At 62.8% G+C, this 18,002-nt stretch carries 17 protein-coding genes; 4 read left to right on the top strand and 13 right to left on the bottom strand.

Translation table 11 applies throughout. The annotated features are described in order from the left end of the window. Positions 1 to 30: 30 nt before the first annotated feature. The 6 genes from AB3X86_RS30805 to AB3X86_RS30830 form a co-directional block, all read right to left on the bottom strand. On the bottom strand, positions 31 to 567 hold the full coding sequence (locus AB3X86_RS30805) for a flavin reductase family protein (RefSeq protein ID WP_368598862.1): 537 nt from the start codon (positions 565 to 567) through the stop codon (positions 31 to 33). A 27-nt stretch (positions 568 to 594) separates the two neighbouring features. Beyond that, on the bottom strand, positions 595 to 1,833 hold the full coding sequence (locus tag AB3X86_RS30810) for a styrene monooxygenase/indole monooxygenase family protein (RefSeq protein WP_368598863.1): 1,239 nt from the start codon (positions 1,831 to 1,833) through the stop codon (positions 595 to 597). An 83-nt stretch (positions 1,834 to 1,916) separates the two neighbouring features. After that, complete coding sequence (locus AB3X86_RS30815; RefSeq protein WP_368598864.1) at positions 1,917 to 2,705, bottom strand: SDR family oxidoreductase; 789 nt, start codon at positions 2,703 to 2,705, stop codon at positions 1,917 to 1,919. A gap of 29 nt (positions 2,706 to 2,734) precedes the next feature. Beyond that, on the bottom strand, positions 2,735 to 3,976 hold the full coding sequence (locus AB3X86_RS30820; RefSeq protein ID WP_368598865.1) for a dienelactone hydrolase family protein: 1,242 nt from the start codon (positions 3,974 to 3,976) through the stop codon (positions 2,735 to 2,737). A 129-nt stretch (positions 3,977 to 4,105) separates the two neighbouring features. After that, positions 4,106 to 4,345: a hypothetical protein gene (locus AB3X86_RS30825; protein ID WP_368598914.1), complete on the bottom strand. Its 240-nt coding sequence runs from the start codon at positions 4,343 to 4,345 to the stop codon at positions 4,106 to 4,108. A 22-nt stretch (positions 4,346 to 4,367) separates the two neighbouring features. Continuing rightward, complete coding sequence (locus tag AB3X86_RS30830; protein ID WP_368598866.1) at positions 4,368 to 4,895, bottom strand: lecithin retinol acyltransferase family protein; 528 nt, start codon at positions 4,893 to 4,895, stop codon at positions 4,368 to 4,370. A 346-nt stretch (positions 4,896 to 5,241) separates the two neighbouring features. Here AB3X86_RS30830 and AB3X86_RS30835 point away from each other — a divergent pair, with 346 nt between their 5' ends. Continuing rightward, entirely contained in the window at positions 5,242 to 6,279 is a 1,038-nt protein-coding gene (locus tag AB3X86_RS30835; protein ID WP_368598867.1) for an AraC family transcriptional regulator, read from the top strand. A gap of 203 nt (positions 6,280 to 6,482) precedes the next feature. Here the strand turns inward: AB3X86_RS30835 and AB3X86_RS30840 are convergent, their stop codons facing one another. Then, positions 6,483 to 7,364, bottom strand: coding sequence for a LysR family transcriptional regulator (locus AB3X86_RS30840; RefSeq protein WP_368598868.1), 882 nt, complete (start codon positions 7,362 to 7,364; stop codon positions 6,483 to 6,485). Between the two features lie 113 nt (positions 7,365 to 7,477). Here AB3X86_RS30840 and AB3X86_RS30845 point away from each other — a divergent pair, with 113 nt between their 5' ends. Next, complete coding sequence (locus AB3X86_RS30845; RefSeq protein ID WP_368598869.1) at positions 7,478 to 8,356, top strand: SDR family oxidoreductase; 879 nt, start codon at positions 7,478 to 7,480, stop codon at positions 8,354 to 8,356. 139 nt (positions 8,357 to 8,495) lie between these two features. On the opposite strand, the gene AB3X86_RS30850 is transcribed toward AB3X86_RS30845, so the two are convergent. Together AB3X86_RS30850 and AB3X86_RS30855 are read right to left on the bottom strand one after the other, a co-directional pair. Then, complete coding sequence (locus AB3X86_RS30850) at positions 8,496 to 10,028, bottom strand: amino acid racemase (RefSeq protein ID WP_368598915.1); 1,533 nt, start codon at positions 10,026 to 10,028, stop codon at positions 8,496 to 8,498. Between the two features lie 136 nt (positions 10,029 to 10,164). Continuing rightward, the gene (locus tag AB3X86_RS30855) at positions 10,165 to 11,055 is read right to left on the bottom strand and encodes a LysR family transcriptional regulator (RefSeq protein WP_368598870.1); all 891 of its coding nucleotides are present in this window, start codon (positions 11,053 to 11,055) and stop codon (positions 10,165 to 10,167) included. A gap of 120 nt (positions 11,056 to 11,175) precedes the next feature. Between AB3X86_RS30855 and AB3X86_RS30860 the strand changes: the two genes are divergently transcribed. Next, positions 11,176 to 11,919, top strand: coding sequence for an SDR family oxidoreductase (locus AB3X86_RS30860; protein WP_368598871.1), 744 nt, complete (start codon positions 11,176 to 11,178; stop codon positions 11,917 to 11,919). 84 nt (positions 11,920 to 12,003) lie between these two features. On the opposite strand, the gene AB3X86_RS30865 is transcribed toward AB3X86_RS30860, so the two are convergent. From AB3X86_RS30865 to AB3X86_RS30875, 3 genes are all read right to left on the bottom strand, one after another. Beyond that, positions 12,004 to 13,029, bottom strand: coding sequence for an aldo/keto reductase (locus AB3X86_RS30865; RefSeq protein ID WP_176378098.1), 1,026 nt, complete (start codon positions 13,027 to 13,029; stop codon positions 12,004 to 12,006). 67 nt (positions 13,030 to 13,096) lie between these two features. After that, entirely contained in the window at positions 13,097 to 14,836 is a 1,740-nt protein-coding gene (locus tag AB3X86_RS30870) for a tetratricopeptide repeat protein (protein WP_368598872.1), read from the bottom strand. A gap of 106 nt (positions 14,837 to 14,942) precedes the next feature. Beyond that, positions 14,943 to 15,518, bottom strand: coding sequence for a DUF4142 domain-containing protein (locus AB3X86_RS30875; protein WP_176109026.1), 576 nt, complete (start codon positions 15,516 to 15,518; stop codon positions 14,943 to 14,945). A gap of 351 nt (positions 15,519 to 15,869) precedes the next feature. Here AB3X86_RS30875 and AB3X86_RS30880 point away from each other — a divergent pair, with 351 nt between their 5' ends. After that, positions 15,870 to 16,862: a chemotaxis protein CheV gene (locus AB3X86_RS30880; RefSeq protein WP_368598873.1), complete on the top strand. Its 993-nt coding sequence runs from the start codon at positions 15,870 to 15,872 to the stop codon at positions 16,860 to 16,862. Positions 16,863 to 16,899: 37 nt separating this feature from the next. On the opposite strand, the gene AB3X86_RS30885 is transcribed toward AB3X86_RS30880, so the two are convergent. Continuing rightward, complete coding sequence (locus AB3X86_RS30885; protein WP_368598874.1) at positions 16,900 to 17,985, bottom strand: asparaginase; 1,086 nt, start codon at positions 17,983 to 17,985, stop codon at positions 16,900 to 16,902. Positions 17,986 to 18,002: the final 17 nt, after the last annotated feature.

The following is an 18,002-nucleotide window of genomic DNA, read 5'->3' on the forward strand; positions in this document are numbered from 1 at the left end:
CATCTATCAGATTTTCACGGTCGTGAAGCGTCAAATGTGCGGATGCGGATGCGGCGAAACAACCCGATAAGCGCCTGCATGAAAGACGAGAGGTGCTCTGCCGAACGACTCGTACTCCTCGACACCGCCAATGAAGATGAGGTGATCGCCACCGTCGTATTGACCGACGTTTCGACACACGAAGTGGGCAGCACTACCGTCGATAAGCGGAACGCCCCCAGTGCCATCGACGCAAGGCACGCCTGCGAACTTGTCGGCAGACGCCGTTGAAGAAGTGCGCGACAGATGCTGCTGATCGTCGGCCAGCATGTTGATGGCGAAATGCGTAGTCGCAACAAAATCTGCCATGCTCGGTGACGGTTTCGCGAGGCTCCACAAAATCAACGGAGGGTCCATCGACAGCGAAGAAAATGAATTCGCCGTCAGCCCGAGTCTTCGGCCATCTGTCGTGCGTGTCGTGATTACCGTGACGCCTGTCGGAAACTGGCCGAGTGCGGAGCGGAAATGCTTCGAATCGAACCGGCGCCCGCCCGGCGCGAGCGCATCGAGATTGAGGTGAGCGGTCATGTATGTTCTCCTGCGGGACGTTCGTGCTCAGGCGGCAGCCCTGGTCTTTTCGCGGATGAAAGCATTGCATGCAGCCGGATCGAACCACCACGGCGAAAACGTTCGCGGATCGTCGAAACCATTGACGATCGCGGCCGCAAGCGCCTGCGAATCGCCAGCAGCGCGAAGCAGTTCGACGATGTGTGGCGGCGGCGGCGTCAGCATCGAATTGGTCCACCTGACCACGTGTTGCGCGTAGTCCCAGTAACGGTCGAACGTCTGCTGCATCCAGTCCTCGGAGAAGGGAGCCGATTCTCTTGCGAGGATTGCGTTCAGGTACACCTTGCTGCATTTCGCTGCGCTGTTCGAACCTTGCCCGGTGATAGGGTCATTGACAACCACCGCATCGGCCATACCAAAGATGGTCCGCCCCGAGGGCAGCCGGAAGAACGGCTTGCGCACGGTAGGTGCAAAACGACCAGAGAGAACACCGTTGGGATCCGTCAACTGCACATGCGCGCAACGATCTGCTTCCCAGGGAACGTATCGGCGGACAATGTCGAGACTTCTTTCCAGATGCTGCGCCGGTGTTTTTACCTCGCCCCAGCAATCCAGCGGTCCGTCGGGAATGCCTTCGAAGACCATGATTTCGCAGGGCCCCGTCACCGTCAGGGCCGGGAACACAAAGTACTCCCCTATTCCAGGCAACAGGTTGAAGCGCACCCGTGAATAGGGTGTCGACGCCGTCATGCCCGTCACATAGGTCAGGGCCAGGACGCGCTGCGGCTGACTGAATGCGCTACGCACCGGGTCGCGTCCGAGCAGATTGACTACTTCGCCCTTGCCTGCCGCAAGCAGCACAAGATCGTGGCTCGCGCTCAGCTGTTCGAGTTCCGGAACCCCGACATCGACAATGCGCACATGGCCTCCTCGCCGCTCGACTTGTTCGAGCCATGCCGCCATCTTGATCCGTTGATCGACGGCCTGAGCATAGCGATGCAGACGCGCCGACCAGTCGATGATTTTTTCGCCGGCCACTTCCTGATGCGGGACAGCGACACTGATTCCCTCAATGGAAGGACACGCTTCTTCCCACCCGTTAAGACCGAGATCGCGTTCGGTTTGCAGGGATTCATTGAACATGCACTGGCTGGACATGACCTTGCCGGTGCGAATCTGCTCTGCGCTGCGATTGGTGGCGAGCGTGATCCGATAACCCTGATCGAGCAAGGCCAAAGCCAGTTGCAGGCCAGCCTGTCCCGCTCCAACGATTGCAATGTTTCTCATGGACGATGTCTCCTGAATAGGTTGTTGTCTGGATAAAGCGCATGGGCTTCGCTGCGTATCCGCTCGCAAACCCACGCAATGTGTCATTCCGCAAGCCTGGGGATCGCGGGTATGTTCTGTTCCGGTCCCATCGTCGAGTAGCCGCCATCGACCGCGTAGTCGGCACCCGTCACGAAGCTGGCCGCATCGCTGCACAGGAACGTGACGACCCGGGCGACCTCTTCGGGATTGCCGACCCGCCCCAGAAGATGAAATGACGCAGCGACGCTATCGGCTTTCGCGCGATTGCCGTGCGTGAGTTCATGCATCACGCGAGACCACGTCCAGCCCGGAGACACGGAATTCACCCGGATGTTGTCGACGGCGAGATCCATCGCCATGCTGCGCGTCAAATGCCGGAGCGCGGCTTTCGATGTCGGATAAAGCCACCGCCCCGTTTGCGCGCAATGGGCCGAAATCGAACTGAAATTCACGATCACGCCGCCGCCCTGTCGCTTCATGTGTGGATAGGCCGCTTTCGCAAGCATCACGGCGGAGATCACGTTGACGTCCATGGCGCCGAGCCAGTCGTTGCGGCTCGCACTAAAGCCGTTATCCACGTAACTGCACGCGAGGTTCACAAGAGTGTCGACCGCACCGAAACTGTCGACCGTCCTGGCAATCGCGTGATCGATGGCCTTGTCGTCGGTGATATCGGTTTGGACGAAAATGGCACTTTCGCCGAGCGCGCGTGATGCGCGCTGACCGTTTTCCGCATCGATGTCCAGAACAGCAACCCTGGCGCCGGCGTCGGCCAGATCCTTCGCGACGGCCGCGCCAACGAGCGTAGCGCCGCCTGTGACGATCGCCACCTTGCCTGTCAGTGATGTCATGGTGTTCTCCGTGGATTGGTCAGAGTAGTTCACCGTTCTGCGCTGCCGTCGCGCAGCCAGCGGTTCATCAGCGTGTTCGAAGGGAGGGTTTCGTCGAGCAGTTTGTGGGCCGTCTCGGCCCCCGCGACCGGCAAGCCTTCCGGCTCAAGCAGACCGATCTGCACCAGCACACTCGCCTGGTCCCAGTAAATATGTTCGTGATAGAGCTTGTCGCCGCGAAATTTCACAATCGCGACGAGGGGAATCTCGACACGCTTTCCAGTCGGTGCAACGCCAGGCAGCATCCAGTCGATTTCCGTCGTGTGGGTAAAGCAGAAGAGCAGTTCATCGACGATCTGCGTTGCGCCAACCGTGCGCGACACTGGGGTGATCGTCGTATCGGGCGGATTGTTATGGACGAAGTGATGGCGGTAGAAACGCTTGAGTTCGCTATACCCGACACCGCCCGTCATCGTGGGAATGTGATTGACGTAGGGCTCTGGCACCATCGTGCGCATGGTCGCGTCGACGTCGCGCGTGGTGAATTCATGAGAGAGATGCGCCTCCCAGAGCGAAGACAGATCGTAGGTCGGACCGATCTCCCGCCTGAACGCCGCAACCGAGCGTTGATGTGCCATCGTCGCAGCAGCCTTGTCCCAGTGCTCGCCGCGTGCCCGGGCAAACGCGTGATCGACGCCGGGATATGTGTAAATCTCGACGCACTCCCGCGTGGACAAAGCCGCCTGAATTTGCTGCCGGGCTTCGGCAGGGCAGAAGCGGTCCTGTTCGGCGATCTGAAGCACCAGGCGTCCATGCAGATTTTCGGCTTCCCCAAGGGCCGTTTCGATACCGACACCGTAATAGCTGACGGCACAAGCGACGCGCGGCAGGCGGCAGGCAGCAAGATAAGCAAGCTTGCCACCCAGACAAAAACCAAGCACACCGATTTGACCGACGCATTCGGGAATCGAACCGAGCGCACTTATAGCAGCATCGATGTCTTCGACGCCCTTGTCGTGGTCGAAGGCGCGATACAGTGCGAACGCACGTTCGGCGTCTTCGGCCGAATAACCCAGTTCAATGCCCGGCTCGGTGCGCCAGAACAGGTCGGGAGCAAGGACGGTATATCCTTCTTCGGCGTAGTAGTCCGCCACTTCGCGCATCGTCCCGTTGACGCCGAAGATCTCGTGGCAAAGCACGATGCCGGGACCTTTCCCGTTGGCCGGCGTTGCCAGGTAGCCGCGAAAAGTGGCGCCGCCCGCGCATGGAATTTCGATGTATCGACCTTTCATTTGAGCCTCGACATAGGGTTGTTTGTGAATCAAGTATTGGCGGCCAATACTGGGTGCACTATCCGTTGCCTGCGACGGGTATCCACGAAATGCAGAATTTGTCGTTGATGCCGCTGGTCCGTGTGCAAGTCACAGCCAGGGGGCCATCGCAGGTCTTTGCGTCTGAGGCGGATAGACCCGCCACGATCTGTCGTCATGCCTGAAGAAGAAAAGTGCTAGCGTCCCCATCGGCCCCGACGCCTCAACGCATACGTAGCGTCTGCGATGCAGCGAGAGCCGACTGAACTGAATCACACGCATGCGCATTCCGTTCGTCGGCGCGAGCCATTTATCAACCTGGCCACGCAGGGATTTTTCCGGGGCGCGCATGTCGTTCTCCACGGGATATCGATCACATTGCGCGCGCCGTGCAGTCCACGCTGTGCAGTCTCGGTCTGAAGGTCTGGAGGAAAAGGATCGCTAAGGCGCGCAGCGCCCGGAGGGGATGGGCAAAACATGCTTCCACCTGTTCACTTCGGCTTTCCCCATACAGGCACCAGTTGCAAAAATGCTCGCAGTTGTTGCTCAGCAGCCGGTAGCGGTTTTCGCCCAGGCGCGAGCGGGCGCGGCGAACTGCATCGGCGCCGACGTATCTCGCCATCGAGTTCTGCACGACCGCGATTTCGTGACCTGAGGCAAAGCACTCGATCGTGGTTTCCTCCACCGGACCTCGGTGCAGAGATCCGCAGAGACCGGCGTAGTGCACCACCCTTCCATTTCCCACATAGATGCCGTGATGGTCGTATGCGGAACGGCGCGCAAAAATGTGGCTGCCCTCATCCGGTTCAATGCCGGTCGGCAGAGATCTTGATCGCACGCGTTCAGATCCGACCCGCACGACGGTCCTGTCGACTCTCGCATTGAACTGCTCGGATGCCATGGCACACCTCCGTAGGCGCTGGGGCCATGATCAAAGCATGGGGCGCCGGCACCCGCCGATCTATCCGCTGAATCCAATCGATGTCCGGAGAGTCCGGAAATTGACTTCATCCGGGCCAGACATTTGTGGACCCACGTCCCGGGTATTTGCCGATGTGGAGGGACGCGGATTTCACTACGATCAAAAGGAAATGGCCCGTTTATTGCGGGCGCGAAGAGTCATGTAGCAGACAATGCGACAGCGATATTCGAATCCTCGCAGTACTATCCGAATAGCACGACGATTCCGCGAAGACGCGAACGTGTTGCATCGCACAAGCGCGTGCGTGCTTTTAGTGGAGTAACTGATGGAGCACTGGTCGGCCTTCGGTGTCGATGGGCAGCGGCTGGCAACCGCGCCCTGTTTCAATCGCGACAACCTTCTGCTTCAGTCAAACGACCTGGAGGAAGTCCGCGCGAGCGTCGGACGCATCTTCAAGCCGCACGGACTCGAGTTGGCGGGCGGCTCCCATCGCCTGTTTGGACGCATGCACCACGCGCGGTATGGCGATCTCTCGCTGAATCTGCTCGATTATGGGAGCGAGGTGACCATAGATCCTGGACACCTGGAGAGCTTTTTCCTGCTGCAGATTCCGGTTCATGGCAATGCTGAAATCGAATGCGGCAACAAGCGGTTCGTTTCGTCCGCGCTCGTAGCGTCCCTGCTGTCTCCGTCACTGCCCTTACGGATGCACTGGAGCGACGCGTGTCCCCAAGTTCTCCTGAAAATCGAACGGGGGACCATAGAGCGTCACTGCGAGCAACATCTGGGAGACGCGTTCAGGCGACCGGTGGAATTCGATCCGGAACTGCAACTGGGGTCCCCCGGAGGCCATTGCGTGATGCAACTGCTGCCGTCTTTGGCGGACGTGTTGAGTTTCCCGGACCACCCACTGCGGAATCCGCTGGCCTTCAGTCAGTTCGAGTCCACTCTGATCAATGCGTTGCTATACGGCCAACCGAACAGTGCCCGGCCTGGACTTCGTCATTCCGTCGGCGCGCTCGCGCCGTTTTTCGTTCGACGTGTCGAGGAGTATATTCGCGCAAACGTGCAGGAGCCCTTGACCATCGAGCGACTTGCGGAGCACGCCGGCGTCAGCGCCAGCACCTTGTTCGCCGGATTCAGGAATTACTATGGCCTCAGCCCAATGGCTTATGTGCGACAGTTGCGTCTCGAACGTGTCCGAGCCGATTTGCTCGCCATGGAAGCATCCAACGCCTCATCAATTACTGAGGTCGCAACCAGATGGGGATTCGCGCATCTCGGCCGATTCTCACTGGACTATAAGCGGCACTTCGGTGAATCGCCGTCGGCTTCTCTACGTTACCGGGGTAAATCTGGCTAGCGCGCCCAACACCTGATGTCCGAAACAAGGGACGTTTTGCGCAGCGTTAGCAATCGCCTAAATACCATCGCAGATGCCTGCAATGCCAACACGCGACCGTTCACCAAACACCTACCGGAATGCGTAAGGTGGGGCCCTAAAATCATGTGTCCACGAATATCCACTGTTTGGTGCGGAACTGCGTCGCACACCGCCACGTTTTCTCACGCTCGCGCGGGTAATTCCTGAAGCGCATCCAGGAATGCTCTGACCTTGACACTCATCAGCCGACGAGAATGGTAAAGCGCCCATATCTCCACCGGAGAACCCTCTTCTTTACCCCAGCAGACGAGTCGTCCGGCCATCACATCTTCTTCGACTAGCAGTCTCGGCAACATCGCCGGTCCCACGCCGGCGAGAACGGCCTCGCGCACCATCAGTAGCGACGATAGCCGGAGGACCGGCATCGGCTCAAATGTCTTTGTACCTTTGGATTTCATCCGTACGCTCCAGATCGCTCCCGATGGCGCAGCCGCCGACAAGACCGCCGGCACCGGAAACGGGCTCATATCCTGTTTGCGCATCGCAGGAACCGATACGGCCGGCGTTGCCACAAGCCATCGCTCATCATCGAGAATGCGCCTTCCCACGAGCAGATCGTCTCGCGGCGGATCGACACGAATCACGAGGTCATAGCCGTCTTCCACCGGATCCACGACACGATCTTCCGCGACAATCTCGACCTCGACTTGCGGGTAGGCCAACGCGAAGCGCGCAGCGATCCTGCACAGCACAACGTGCGCGAAAACGATGGGAGCACTGATGCGTAGCCGTCCACGCGCGACGGGCGCACGCGAGGCCACCGCGTCGCCCGCCTCCTCAAGCTCTGCCAGAAGGCCCCGAGTACGCTCATGGAGAGCGATGCCATCTTCCGTCAGGCGCATTCGTCTCGAGCCGCGCTCAATCAACCTCACTCCGAGTTCGTCTTCCAACTCTGCTACATGCCGCGATAGCGTGGCCTTGGGCCGGTCCAGCGCGCGGCCAGCTGGGCCGAAGCCGCCGTAGGTGGCGACCGCATTGAAATCAGAAAGCGCCATTAAATTCATGAAAGTTCCGTTTTTGAGACGAGGTGTTTCGATTCTATGCCTATCGGCTCAAATCCGGAACGAATAACCTGTCCTCACCGGGCCGCTTTGGGCCGTTCATTACAGAGACAGTCATGACAATTCTTGTTACTGGAAGTACGGGCACAGTGGGTAAGCAAGTTCTTGAACACCTCCAAGGCCGTGGAGTTCAGGTGCACGCCCTGACGCGTTCGCCCCAGAAAGCCCAATTTGCTGACGGCATCAGGGCAATCAGAGGCGACTTGTCCGATGCGGATTCGGTACGGCAAGCCATGAAGGGCATCAGCACGTTGTTCCTGCTGGCGCCAAACGCCGCAGACGACCTGACTCAGGCGCTGCAGGCCTTGAGCATCGCGCGAGAGTCGCATGTGAATGGCGTGGTGTATCTGTCCGTATTCAGGGGCGCAGAGTTTGTCGACGTGCCACACTTCGCGGGCAAGCACGCAGTCGAGCGCATGATCGAGCAGTGCGACATGCCGGCGACTGTGCTTCGTCCCGCGTACTTCATTCAGAACGATGTGCGGCAGAAAGATGCGTTGCTGAAGCACGGCATCTATGGGATGCCGATTGGCGAGAAGGGCATTTCCATGGTGGACGTTCGCGATATCGGAGAGGCAGCAGCCAAAGAGTTGCTGCGGCGCGAGTTCGCTGCCAGCCCGCTACCGCGAGAAACCTACGAACTGGTCGGCCCGGACGCGCTGACGGCGCAATCCGTTGTCCGTATCTGGGCGGATGCACTCGGACGCGCTGTTCGCCATGGCGGTGACGATCTCGATATTCTCGAGCAGCGTTTGAAGTCAGTCGCGCCGGCGTGGCTGGCGTATGACATGCGCTTGATGATGCAGCGATACCAGCAAGACGGTGCCGTGGCTTCGACTGAACAGATCGGGCGCTTGTCGACCCTACTGGGACGCCCGCCCAGGTCTTACCGCGATTTTGCGGTTGCCATGGCCGCTGCGTGGGCGAAGGATTGACCCACGCGCGCACGGTGGTTCATCAATCTTGCTTGATGCAAGAGGCATAACACGACCCGGAACGGGCCGATACATGGCCGAAAGCAGGCGAGACTTGCTCTCGCGAACCGTAATTGAACACTGGAAGGACAATACCTCGTTAGCCGACCGCGCTTTCCTTCGGCGACGCGCACCCTGTCACCGCCAGCACCGCGCGACCCGCCAGGGTCTCGCGCGCGGCACTATCGCCAAGCGCATACTCGACACAACGCCTCGCCAGCAGGTCGGTCGGATCGACGAGTCGCACCACCCGCCCGCCCGAACACGCGAGCGCTTGCTCACGCAACAGCAACGGCAGCTCGGTGCACGCGAGCACGATGACCTGCACGCCACGCATGACCAGATCGTCGACGGCCGCCGCCAGGTCGTCGCAGCATTCGCCCGATGTATGCCCAGCCTTCGCGCCGCGCGGCCCGTAGATCGCGTTCATCAGACGCGCTTGCGCGGCCGCGGACGGTGCGATCTGCACGAGGCCGCGCGCATCGAGCGCCTGTTCGTAGACGCGGCTCGCGAGCGTGCCCGAGGTGGCCAGCATGCCCACTTCGCGCAGACCCGGAAAGGTCTCGCGCAAGTAATCGGCAGTACAGGTCAGCATATTGACGATCGGCACGCGCAGCGCCGGCTGAAGCCGCTCGATGAACGCATGCGCGGTATTGCACGGAATCGCGATCAGATCCGCGCCGCCCTCCTCGAGCGTCTTACAGGCCGCGTACAGCGCAAGCGTCGGGTCGTCGCCGCGACCGAACAGCGCCGCGGTGCGGTCCGGGATTTGCGGATTCTGCTCGACCATGATCCGGATATGGTCCTGATCGCGCGCGGCCGGCGTGTTGCGCACGACCTTGGCCATGAAATCGACGGTCGCGGCCGGCCCGATGCCGCCGACCACGCCGAGGCGGAACGCCCGCTGCGGCTGTGTGTACCGCGCCGCCGCGACATAGCGCGCGTACACCTGGTTCGAATCGACGAGCGGCACCTCGATGGGCCCGAGCGCGCGCAGCAGGAGGCCGATTTCCGCGAGCCCCGGCACGATCACGTCGACGCCCTGCGCGACCAGGTCGACGCACGCCGCGCGCAGCAACTCGACCGGCCGCCCTTGCAGGCGGCCAGCGCGGATGCCCTCGTCGCCGAAGACGGCGCTCGTCACGCAGTCGAAACCAGCGTCGTTGCGCGGATAGCACACGTCGAACTGGCCGGCTCCGAAGTAGCGCTCGAACAGGCCGTTCGCGCGAATCGCCGCCGACGTCAGCACGCCAATGCGCCGGGCGCCGTCGCGCCGCGACGATGGATAGTTACGCCGCATATGCTCGGACAACGCGGTCATCATGTTGGCGACCGGCACGGTGACGTTGGCCGTGAGTTCGTCGATGAAGGTGTGGCTGAGGAAGCATGGCAGCACGATCGCGTCCACACCGCGCTTTTCGAACGCGCGCATCGTGTCGAGCATATGGATCTTGAACCGCGCGTCCGTCGCATCGGGCGCGGCGGGCCCGGGCCACGGGCGCGGTTCGAGAATCAGATCGAAGGTCTGCGCGGCACCTGGCCGGCGCGACGCCGTGCTGATCCGGCCGAGGATGTCGGCGCTGGCGAATTGCGCCGCGCCAGTCGCCACACCCAGCGAACGAAAACGCTTCATCATCAGATCCCCCGGTCGTTCTGTGCGTCCACCCTCGCTCACGGGTGGCTTTCTGCGCGCTTGAGAATGACACTATGCGAGACGCAGATGTACAGGTGTTAACCACGTCAAAGCATTACCTTGCGTTTGCGCTTCTTCAACTCACTGGCTCGAAAATCTCCCGCAGCCACTGCGCGAACACCCGCACCCGCGACGACAACTGCCGGTTCTGCGGATACAGCACCGACACCGGCATCGGCGGCGGCGGATAGTCCGCCAGAATGACGCGCAACCGTCCGGCCGCCAGTTCGTCAGCGACACGGTAGCGCGGCACCTGCACGATGCCGAGTCCGGCGATCGCCGCGCCCGCGTACAGTTCGGCGCCGCTGACCGACACCGCCGACGGCAGCACGAGCGCGGTATCCCGCCCGTCGACGCGGAATTCGAGCGGCAGCGGCTTGCCGGTGGCGCTCGACACGTAGTTGACCGCGCGATGCGTCGACAGCGCGCCAGGATCGGCCGGCTCGCCATACGCGGCCAGATACGCAGGACTCGCGACCGTCACCTGCTGAAGCTGCGCGACGCGCCGCCCGACCATCGACGAATCCTGCAGCACGCCTGCGCGCAGCACGCAATCGATGCCCTCGCGCACGAGGTCGACGAGCCGGTCGTCCTCGCCGATCATCAGCTCGATGTCTGGAAAGCGCGCGAGAAACGCGGGCAGCGCCGGCACCACGAAGTGCCGTGCGAGCGTGCCCTGCACGTTCACGCGTAACAGTCCCTTCGGCGCGACATTGGAGAACGCGCCCTCGGCCTCCTCCATGTCGGCGATCAGGCGCACGCAGCGCTGGTAGTGCGCGTCGCCGTCAGGCGTGAGCCGCACCGTGCGCGTGGTGCGTTCGAGCAGCCGCGCGCCGAGCCGCTGCTCGAGGCGCTTCATCAGGTTGGTGACGGTCGCGCGCGGGATTTGCAGATCGTCGGCAGCGCGCGTAAAGCTCTGGCGCTCGGCGATCCGCACGAATACCCGCATTTCCTCGAAACGGTCCATATCGGCGGATTATTAAAGCGAATGGAATGATGATCGCGAGTCTAACCGGATTATCTCGACGCGGAAAGCCTTCATCATTCACCTCACCGATCCACCACCCCTTCTGTGAGGAAACGAATCATGAGCACGAACCAACAACCGAAAGTCGCCATCGTCACCGGCGCATCGCGCGGCATCGGCACGGCGATCGCACAGCGCCTCGCGAATGACGGCTACGCGGTCGCCGTCAACTACGCATCGAGCGCGGGCGAAGCCGACGCGCTCGTCGGCGCGATCCGCGAAGCCGGCGGCAAGGCCATCGCGGTGCAAGCGGACGTGTCGAAGCCCGGCGACGTGCGTCGCATGTTCGAGATCACCGAACGCGAACTCGGCAAGGTCGACGTGCTCGTCAACAACGCGGGCGTGATGAAGCCCACGCCGCTCGCCGACACGTCCGACGCGCTGTACGACCAGACCTTCGACATCAACGTGCGCGGCACCTTCAACACGCTGCGAGAAGCGGCCGCGCGCCTGAACGACGGCGGACGCATCGTCAATTTCTCGACCAGCGTGCTCGCGCTGAACTTGCCCGGCTACGGCATCTACACGGCGACCAAGGCGGCCGTCGAAGCGTTCACGCGCGTGTTCGCGAAGGAGCTGCGCGGGCGCAGCATCACGGTGAATGCGGTCGCGCCGGGACCGATCGCGACCGCGCTGTTCCTCGAAGGCAAGACCGACGAGCAGATCGAAACCTTCGCGAAGATGCCGCCGCTGCAACGCCTCGGCGAGCCGGAAGACGTGGCGGGCGTGGTCGCGTTTCTGGTCGGCCCGGATGCGGGCTGGGTCAATGGCCAGACGTTGCGGGCCAATGGCGGTTTGGCTTGATGGGATGCGCTGGTCCAGCGTGCTGCCGCGCTGGACCGCTGCGTTGCGCCGGCTGCGGCGCCTGGAATGTGATCGACCCGCCGCTCAAACCGCCTTCGGATTGCGTTCCGCGAAACCTTCCTGATGCCAGTACGGATACGCGGGACGCACCGCGCTAGCCGCGTCGAGCTTCGCGACCTGGTCGGCCGTCAAATTCCAGCCGACCGCGCCGAGGTTCTGCCGCAGTTGCTCCTCGTTGCGCGCGCCGATCAGCAGCGTCGCGACGGTCGGCCGTTGCAGCAGCCAGTTCAGCGCGATCTGCGGCACGGTCTTGCCGGTCTCGGCGACGACTTCGTCGAGCGCATCGAGCACGCGGAACAGATACTCTTCCGGCACCGGCGGGCCCGATTCGGCGGTCTTGTGCAGACGGCTCGTCTCGGGCAGCGGCTGGCCGCGCTTGAGCTTGCCGGTGAGACGCCCCCAGCCGAGCGGACTCCATATCACCGCACCCACGCCCTGGTCGACGCCGAGCGGCATCAGCTCCCACTCGTAGTCGCGCCCGACCAGCGAGTAGTAGGTCTGATTCGCGACGTAGCGCGGATAGCCGTAGCGGTCGGCGATATCGAGCGACTTCATCAGATGCCAGCCGGAGAAATTCGACACGCCGACATAGCGGATCTTGCCCGCGCGCACGAGGTCGTCGAGCGTGGACAGCACTTCGGGAATCGGCGTTTTCGCGTCGAAGCCGTGCAACTGGAACAGGTCGATGTAATCGGTTTGCAGACGCTTGAGCGCCGCATCGACCGCGTTGATCAGATGGAAGCGTGACGAGCCGACGCCGTTCGGATCGCCGTCGAAACGGAAGGTCGCCTTGGTCGACAGGATCGCCTTGTCGCGCTTGCCTTTCAGCGCTTCGCCGAGCACCGACTCGGACGCGCCCTTCGAATAGATGTCGGCAGTGTCGAACATCGTGACGCCCGCGTCGAAGCAGATGTCGATCAGACGCCGCGCTTCGGCGACGTCGGTCGCGCCCCAGGCCTCGAAAAATTCACCCTTGCCGCCGAAGGTACCGGTGCCGAAACTCAACACCGGCACCTTGAACCCCGATGCACCCAGATGTCTGTATTCCATTGCAGAATCTCCATGACATTGCCGTCGATGAACGGAAATTCAGTCTACGCGCGTCGGTGAAAACGCGTCATGGCGGCGACGCGCTCAGATCGGCCAACGCATCACGCACAGCGTCGATCACGCTGTCCCAGGCGCCGAGCTGCGGTTGACGGAATAGACGCGCGGACCGATACCACGGCGTGTCGCTGCGTTCCAGCAACCAGCGCCAGCAGGTGTCGAAGCGGTTCAGAATCCAGACCGGTTTGTCGAGCGCGCCGGCCAGATGCGCGGTGGACGTGTCGACCGAAATCACCAGATCAAGACTGGCGACGAGCGCGGCGGTATCGGCGAAATCGTGCAGCAGCTCCGTGTAATCGGCGACGCGTTCACGGTAGGCGCTTTCGGCGAGTTGTGCGGCGGCCGCGCCCTTCTGCACGCTGAAGAAGCGCACGTTCGGCACGTCGAGGAGCGGCGCGAATTGCTCGAACGCGAGCGAGCGACGCGCATCGATCTTGCGCAGTTCCGCGACCTGCGCGCGGTTCTCGCCGGCCCACACGAGGCCGACATTCAGCGGTTTGATTGCGTTGCCATCCGCATTGGTGTTGCCGTGCGGTTCGATACGCTCGCGCCATTCGCCGACGGCCGCTGGCTGCGCAAAAAGATACGGTGTGGCTGCCGGAATGCTCGCTTCGTTGGTGCTGAACGCAAGCGGCAAGCTCAGTAACGGGCAATGACAATCGAACGGCGGCAATGGCTGGCCCGTTTCGATCAACTGATCGACACCATCGAGGGTCGACAGCAGCCGCAACAACGGACCCGGCACTTCGAGCACGAGCTTCGCGCCAAGCTTCGCAACCAGCGTCGCATAGCGACAGAATTGCAGCGTGTCGCCGAGGCCCTGTTCCGCATGCAGCAGGATCGTTTTGCCGTCGAGCGCAAAATCGCCGAGCCACAGCGGCTGCGCGAACGCGCGCCGGCCGGCCTTGATGCGGCTACGCTCCCAACGCCATTCGTATTCGCGCCAGCCGCTCTCGAAGCGGCCCATTTGCAGCAGGCACAGCGCCTGGTTCCAATGCGTTTCGACCGACGCCGGATTCAACGCAAGCGCGCGCTGATAGCTCGACAACGCCTGTTCGCGCTGATTCAGATCGATCTGCGCGAGACCGAGGTTATTCCATGCATCGACGAAACCAGGCGAGAGTTCCAGCGCGCGCTGGTAGCAGCGCTCTGCATCGTGCGGCTGGTTCAGATCGCCGAGCACGTTGCCGCGATTGCTCCACGCATCGGGATAGCCGGGCTGCAATGCGAGCGCCCGGTCGCAGCTATCGAGTGCATCGGTATAACGGCCGAGATCGCGCAGCACGCATGCGCGGTTGTTCCAGGCCGGCGCGAACTCCGGCGCGATAGAAAGCGCGCGCTCGTAGCTCGCGAGCGCCTCGAGCGGACGGTGCAGCGCCGCCAATGCGTTGCCGCGATTGTTCAATGCATCGGCGAATTTCGGCTGCATCACGAGCGCCCGCTCGGCGCACGCAAGCGCTTCGTCATGACGCTGCAACGCGTTCAGCGCATAGGCGAGATTCGAATGCACGGCCGGCTGTCTCGCGTTCACGGCGAGCGCCTTCTTCAGCAGATCGACGCCTTGCTGCAAGCGGCCCGTTTGCAGCGCGAGTTCGCCGAGCCAGCGCAACGCGTCGCCGTGTTTCGGCTTCAGTTCGAGAATCTCGCGATACATCTCCTCTGCTTCGACGAGCGCGCCGTTCTGTTGAAGCGCGACGGCTTGTCGAAGCAGATGGTCCAACTGTTGCGGCAGACTGGCTTGCTTGCTCATGCGGTACCTGGAATCGAAGGCGCGAAGAATCGTCGGATAAAGCGCACGATTATCGCTGAAAAGCCTGTATTCGAAGTACCGCCGCCGCGTCGCGACGTGACGCCGCTTATTGCGCGGCCACGGACAGATGCTTGCGCTTCGCGAGTTCCTGCGCCATCGCGTAGTGCTGCTGGATCGTTGGCAGCGCCTCTTTCGCCGCGGTCTTCAACTTCTCGTCACGACCCGAGGCGATTTCCGCCTGGAACGCGGACAACGCTTTCTGCTCACCGGCGAGCGCGACCTGCTCGATATACCTCTTGTCGAAGTCGGCGCCGCGCAGATTGTTGATGCTCGCGAGCACGGCCTCGTCGGGATCGTTCTTCGGCACGTCGACACCGCGCGGACTCGCCGCCCGCAATGCGTCGGTGATCTTCGCGTCGTCATCCGACACGCGCTCGGCGAACGCCTTCACGTCGCGATCGGCCGAACGCGCGGTGGCGATACGCGCGGCGTCGCGCTGCGTCGCGACGGCTTTGGTGCCGTCCGCGACGAATGTCTGATCGGCCGCATGCAGGCGGACTGCGTCCGCGGGCGCGGCGCTCTGCGCGCTCGCCACCGAGGCGGCCGTCAGAAGACCGCCGAAGCAGGCAGCGGCGGCGATGCGGGCCAAAGCGACCGAAGGGACGGAAGGCAGGCGGATCATACGTTCTCCTTGAGGTGAAAGCATCTGAAAGCAAAACGAAGGACACGTGTGCGCCGCGAACAAAGCGTGCGATGCAAAACGCTGCGGACTGCTTGCGAGCCCAGCGGGGCGCCACGCTTTCATCGCTGCCGATTCTAGAAGCCATGCCGGCTGGCAGGTGAAACGCTGCTGTCGCTTCTGTAACCTTAGGTAACCCTCATATGAATGCGCACACGTTTGCCTTATTGACGTGAATCATGCGCGCCGCTCGCCACTGCGAGGCAGTGCTGAATCTTTCGCCATCGACGCCGATAACCAGAGACAGGCACCGCTTAGCACCGCTCAGCACCGCAACTCTGGAGAACGATTCCGATGGCAGACGACCACCGTGCCAATCACGAGCGCCATACCGAACGCAGCAACCTGACGAGCTCCAACAAATTCGAGCTGCTGCTATACCGCCTCGGCCACGTGCCGGACAGCGACGCGCACGAGCTGTATGGGATCAACGTATTCAAGGTGCGCGAAATCTCGACGATGCCGACCATCACGCCGATCGCCGGATCGTCGCCGTACGTGATGGGCGCGGTCGACATTCGCGGGCAGATCATCCCCGTGATTGACCTGCCGCGGCTGATGGGCTGCGAGCCGACGCGCGGCCTGAACATCCTGCTGGTCACCGAATTCGCGCGTTCGACGCAGGCCTTCGCGGTCGAGGAAGTCGACGAGATCGTGCGGCTCGAATGGAACCAGGTGCTGTCGGCCGATGGCTCGGCGGGCGGCAAGCTCGTCACGAGCATCGCGCGCATCGACGGCAATACCGGCGACTCGCGGCTCGCTCAGGTGATCGACGTCGAGCAGGTGTTGCGCGACGTGTTCCCGTCGCAGCATCCGAGCGTCGATCCGGCCTCGGTAGGTGAAGCGCTCGGCATCCGCCGCGGCGCGAAGATCCTTGCCGCCGACGACTCCGGCTTCGCGCGCAAGCTGATCGAGCAGGCGCTCACCGCGATCGGCGCCGACTACATCATGACGAAGACCGGCGAGGAAGCGTGGCAAGCGCTGCAGCAGGTCGCACGCGAAGCGCAGCAAAAAGGCGTACGCGCGAAAGACACCATCGCTCTCGTATTGACCGATCTGGAGATGCCGGAGATGGACGGCTTCATGCTGACGCGCCAGATCAAGGCGGACGCACGCACGCGCGATATTCCGGTGCTCATCCACTCGTCGCTGACGGGCGCGGCGAACGAGGCGCATGTGAAGAACGCGGGCGCGAACGGCTACGTCGCGAAGTTCGCGGCGAGCGAGCTCGCCGATGCGATCCGTCAAGCGCTGGGCTGCGCGCCGGCGAAAGCGACGGCGGCTTGACGCCTCGCGTGCCGGGCAGTGAAGCGGATCGCCGCACTCAACGATGCGCGGCAAGCTCGATCGAGAAATCCATCCGGCCGATCTCGACGCCCATCGTGTTGAGCCGCTTCGGCGCATGAAAGCCGTCGAGCGTCGCGCGTTGTTCAGGCGTGCCGATATCGAGCACCGCGAGCAACTCGGCAGTGACCGCGTAGAGCGCGGCGGCATTGCCGTCCTCGATCTTCAGCGCGATGCCTAGCGCGCCCTTCGCACCCAGCCGCGCGGTTTGCCGCGATGCGCGCACGCCGATCGCATAGCTGCCGTCCGCGCCGACCTTGCCGACCAGCGCGCCACCGAACGCCCGCATCAGCAGCGTGCAGAAGCGCCCTTCCCCGCCGACCAGTTCCGGGTACGACGTCATCGCGCGATAGATGCGCGCGAGCGCGGCCGTGCGCGGCGGCGTCGCGGCTGCTCCGGCTTCGTGTTGATCCTGCGCCGCCGCGAGCTTCGCGAACAGACGTGCGAGCCGGTCGAGGGGAAACGCCGGGGTCGGCAGATTGCAGCCGTCGATCGCCCATTGCACGCCGTCGTCCGGCAGGTCGCACACGCTCGCGACCGTCTGCTTCACGCGCACCTGCAACGGATGCGCGGGCAGTTCATAGCCGGCGAGCGCCGCCCCGATCGACCGCGCGCCGGCAAGCATGCCCGCATGCTTGCCCGAACAGTTGCTGCACACGCCGGTGGGCGTAAAGCCGCGCCGGATCCAGTCGACATACACCGCATCCGACAACGGCGGATGACCGCCGCAACGCAGATCGGCCTCGCTCGCCTGCGCTTTCGCGAGCATCGCGCGCGTGCGTTCGATATGACGCGGCTCGCTGCTGTGCGATGCGCACATCAGCGCTAGATCGGCTTCGTCGAAACCGCAATGCTCGAGCGCGCCGGTTTCGAGCACCGCGAGCGCCTGGGCCGGCTTCGCCGCGGAACGCGCGAGCGTGATGCGCGCAGCGTCGCCGAACGAATACAGCAGACGGCCGTCCGCATCGACGACCGCGACATGCGCCAGATGCGTGTTCTCGACGGACTCGCCGCGATAGATCGTCGCCGCGACCGGCGCGGCGGGGTGCAGTTCGGATCGGCTCATCGGTATCGTCTCCGCGT

This window comes from Paraburkholderia sp. BR14374 (genome assembly GCF_040948685.1).
In the GTDB taxonomy this organism is placed as follows: Bacteria; Pseudomonadota; Gammaproteobacteria; order Burkholderiales; family Burkholderiaceae; genus Paraburkholderia; species Paraburkholderia youngii.

Coding starts and splice junctions, on each gene's coding strand:
- AB3X86_RS30815 (WP_368598864.1), bottom strand. CDS start 2,705: ATGACATCACTGACAGGCAAGGTGGCGATCGTCACAGGCGGCGCTACG.
- AB3X86_RS30870 (WP_368598872.1), bottom strand. CDS start 14,836: ATGAGCAAGCAAGCCAGTCTGCCGCAACAGTTGGACCATCTGCTTCGA.
- AB3X86_RS30835 (WP_368598867.1), top strand. CDS start 5,242: ATGGAGCACTGGTCGGCCTTCGGTGTCGATGGGCAGCGGCTGGCAACC.
- AB3X86_RS30810 (WP_368598863.1), bottom strand. CDS start 1,833: ATGAGAAACATTGCAATCGTTGGAGCGGGACAGGCTGGCCTGCAACTG.
- AB3X86_RS30885 (WP_368598874.1), bottom strand. CDS start 17,985: ATGAGCCGATCCGAACTGCACCCCGCCGCGCCGGTCGCGGCGACGATC.
- AB3X86_RS30875 (WP_176109026.1), bottom strand. CDS start 15,518: ATGATCCGCCTGCCTTCCGTCCCTTCGGTCGCTTTGGCCCGCATCGCC.
- AB3X86_RS30825 (WP_368598914.1), bottom strand. CDS start 4,345: ATGCGCGCCCCGGAAAAATCCCTGCGTGGCCAGGTTGATAAATGGCTC.
- AB3X86_RS30830 (WP_368598866.1), bottom strand. CDS start 4,895: ATGGCATCCGAGCAGTTCAATGCGAGAGTCGACAGGACCGTCGTGCGG.
- AB3X86_RS30805 (WP_368598862.1), bottom strand. CDS start 567: ATGACCGCTCACCTCAATCTCGATGCGCTCGCGCCGGGCGGGCGCCGG.
- AB3X86_RS30820 (WP_368598865.1), bottom strand. CDS start 3,976: ATGAAAGGTCGATACATCGAAATTCCATGCGCGGGCGGCGCCACTTTT.
- AB3X86_RS30865 (WP_176378098.1), bottom strand. CDS start 13,029: ATGGAATACAGACATCTGGGTGCATCGGGGTTCAAGGTGCCGGTGTTG.
- AB3X86_RS30845 (WP_368598869.1), top strand. CDS start 7,478: ATGACAATTCTTGTTACTGGAAGTACGGGCACAGTGGGTAAGCAAGTT.
- AB3X86_RS30850 (WP_368598915.1), bottom strand. CDS start 10,028: ATGAAGCGTTTTCGTTCGCTGGGTGTGGCGACTGGCGCGGCGCAATTC.
- AB3X86_RS30855 (WP_368598870.1), bottom strand. CDS start 11,055: ATGGACCGTTTCGAGGAAATGCGGGTATTCGTGCGGATCGCCGAGCGC.
- AB3X86_RS30880 (WP_368598873.1), top strand. CDS start 15,870: ATGGCAGACGACCACCGTGCCAATCACGAGCGCCATACCGAACGCAGC.
- AB3X86_RS30840 (WP_368598868.1), bottom strand. CDS start 7,364: ATGAATTTAATGGCGCTTTCTGATTTCAATGCGGTCGCCACCTACGGC.
- AB3X86_RS30860 (WP_368598871.1), top strand. CDS start 11,176: ATGAGCACGAACCAACAACCGAAAGTCGCCATCGTCACCGGCGCATCG.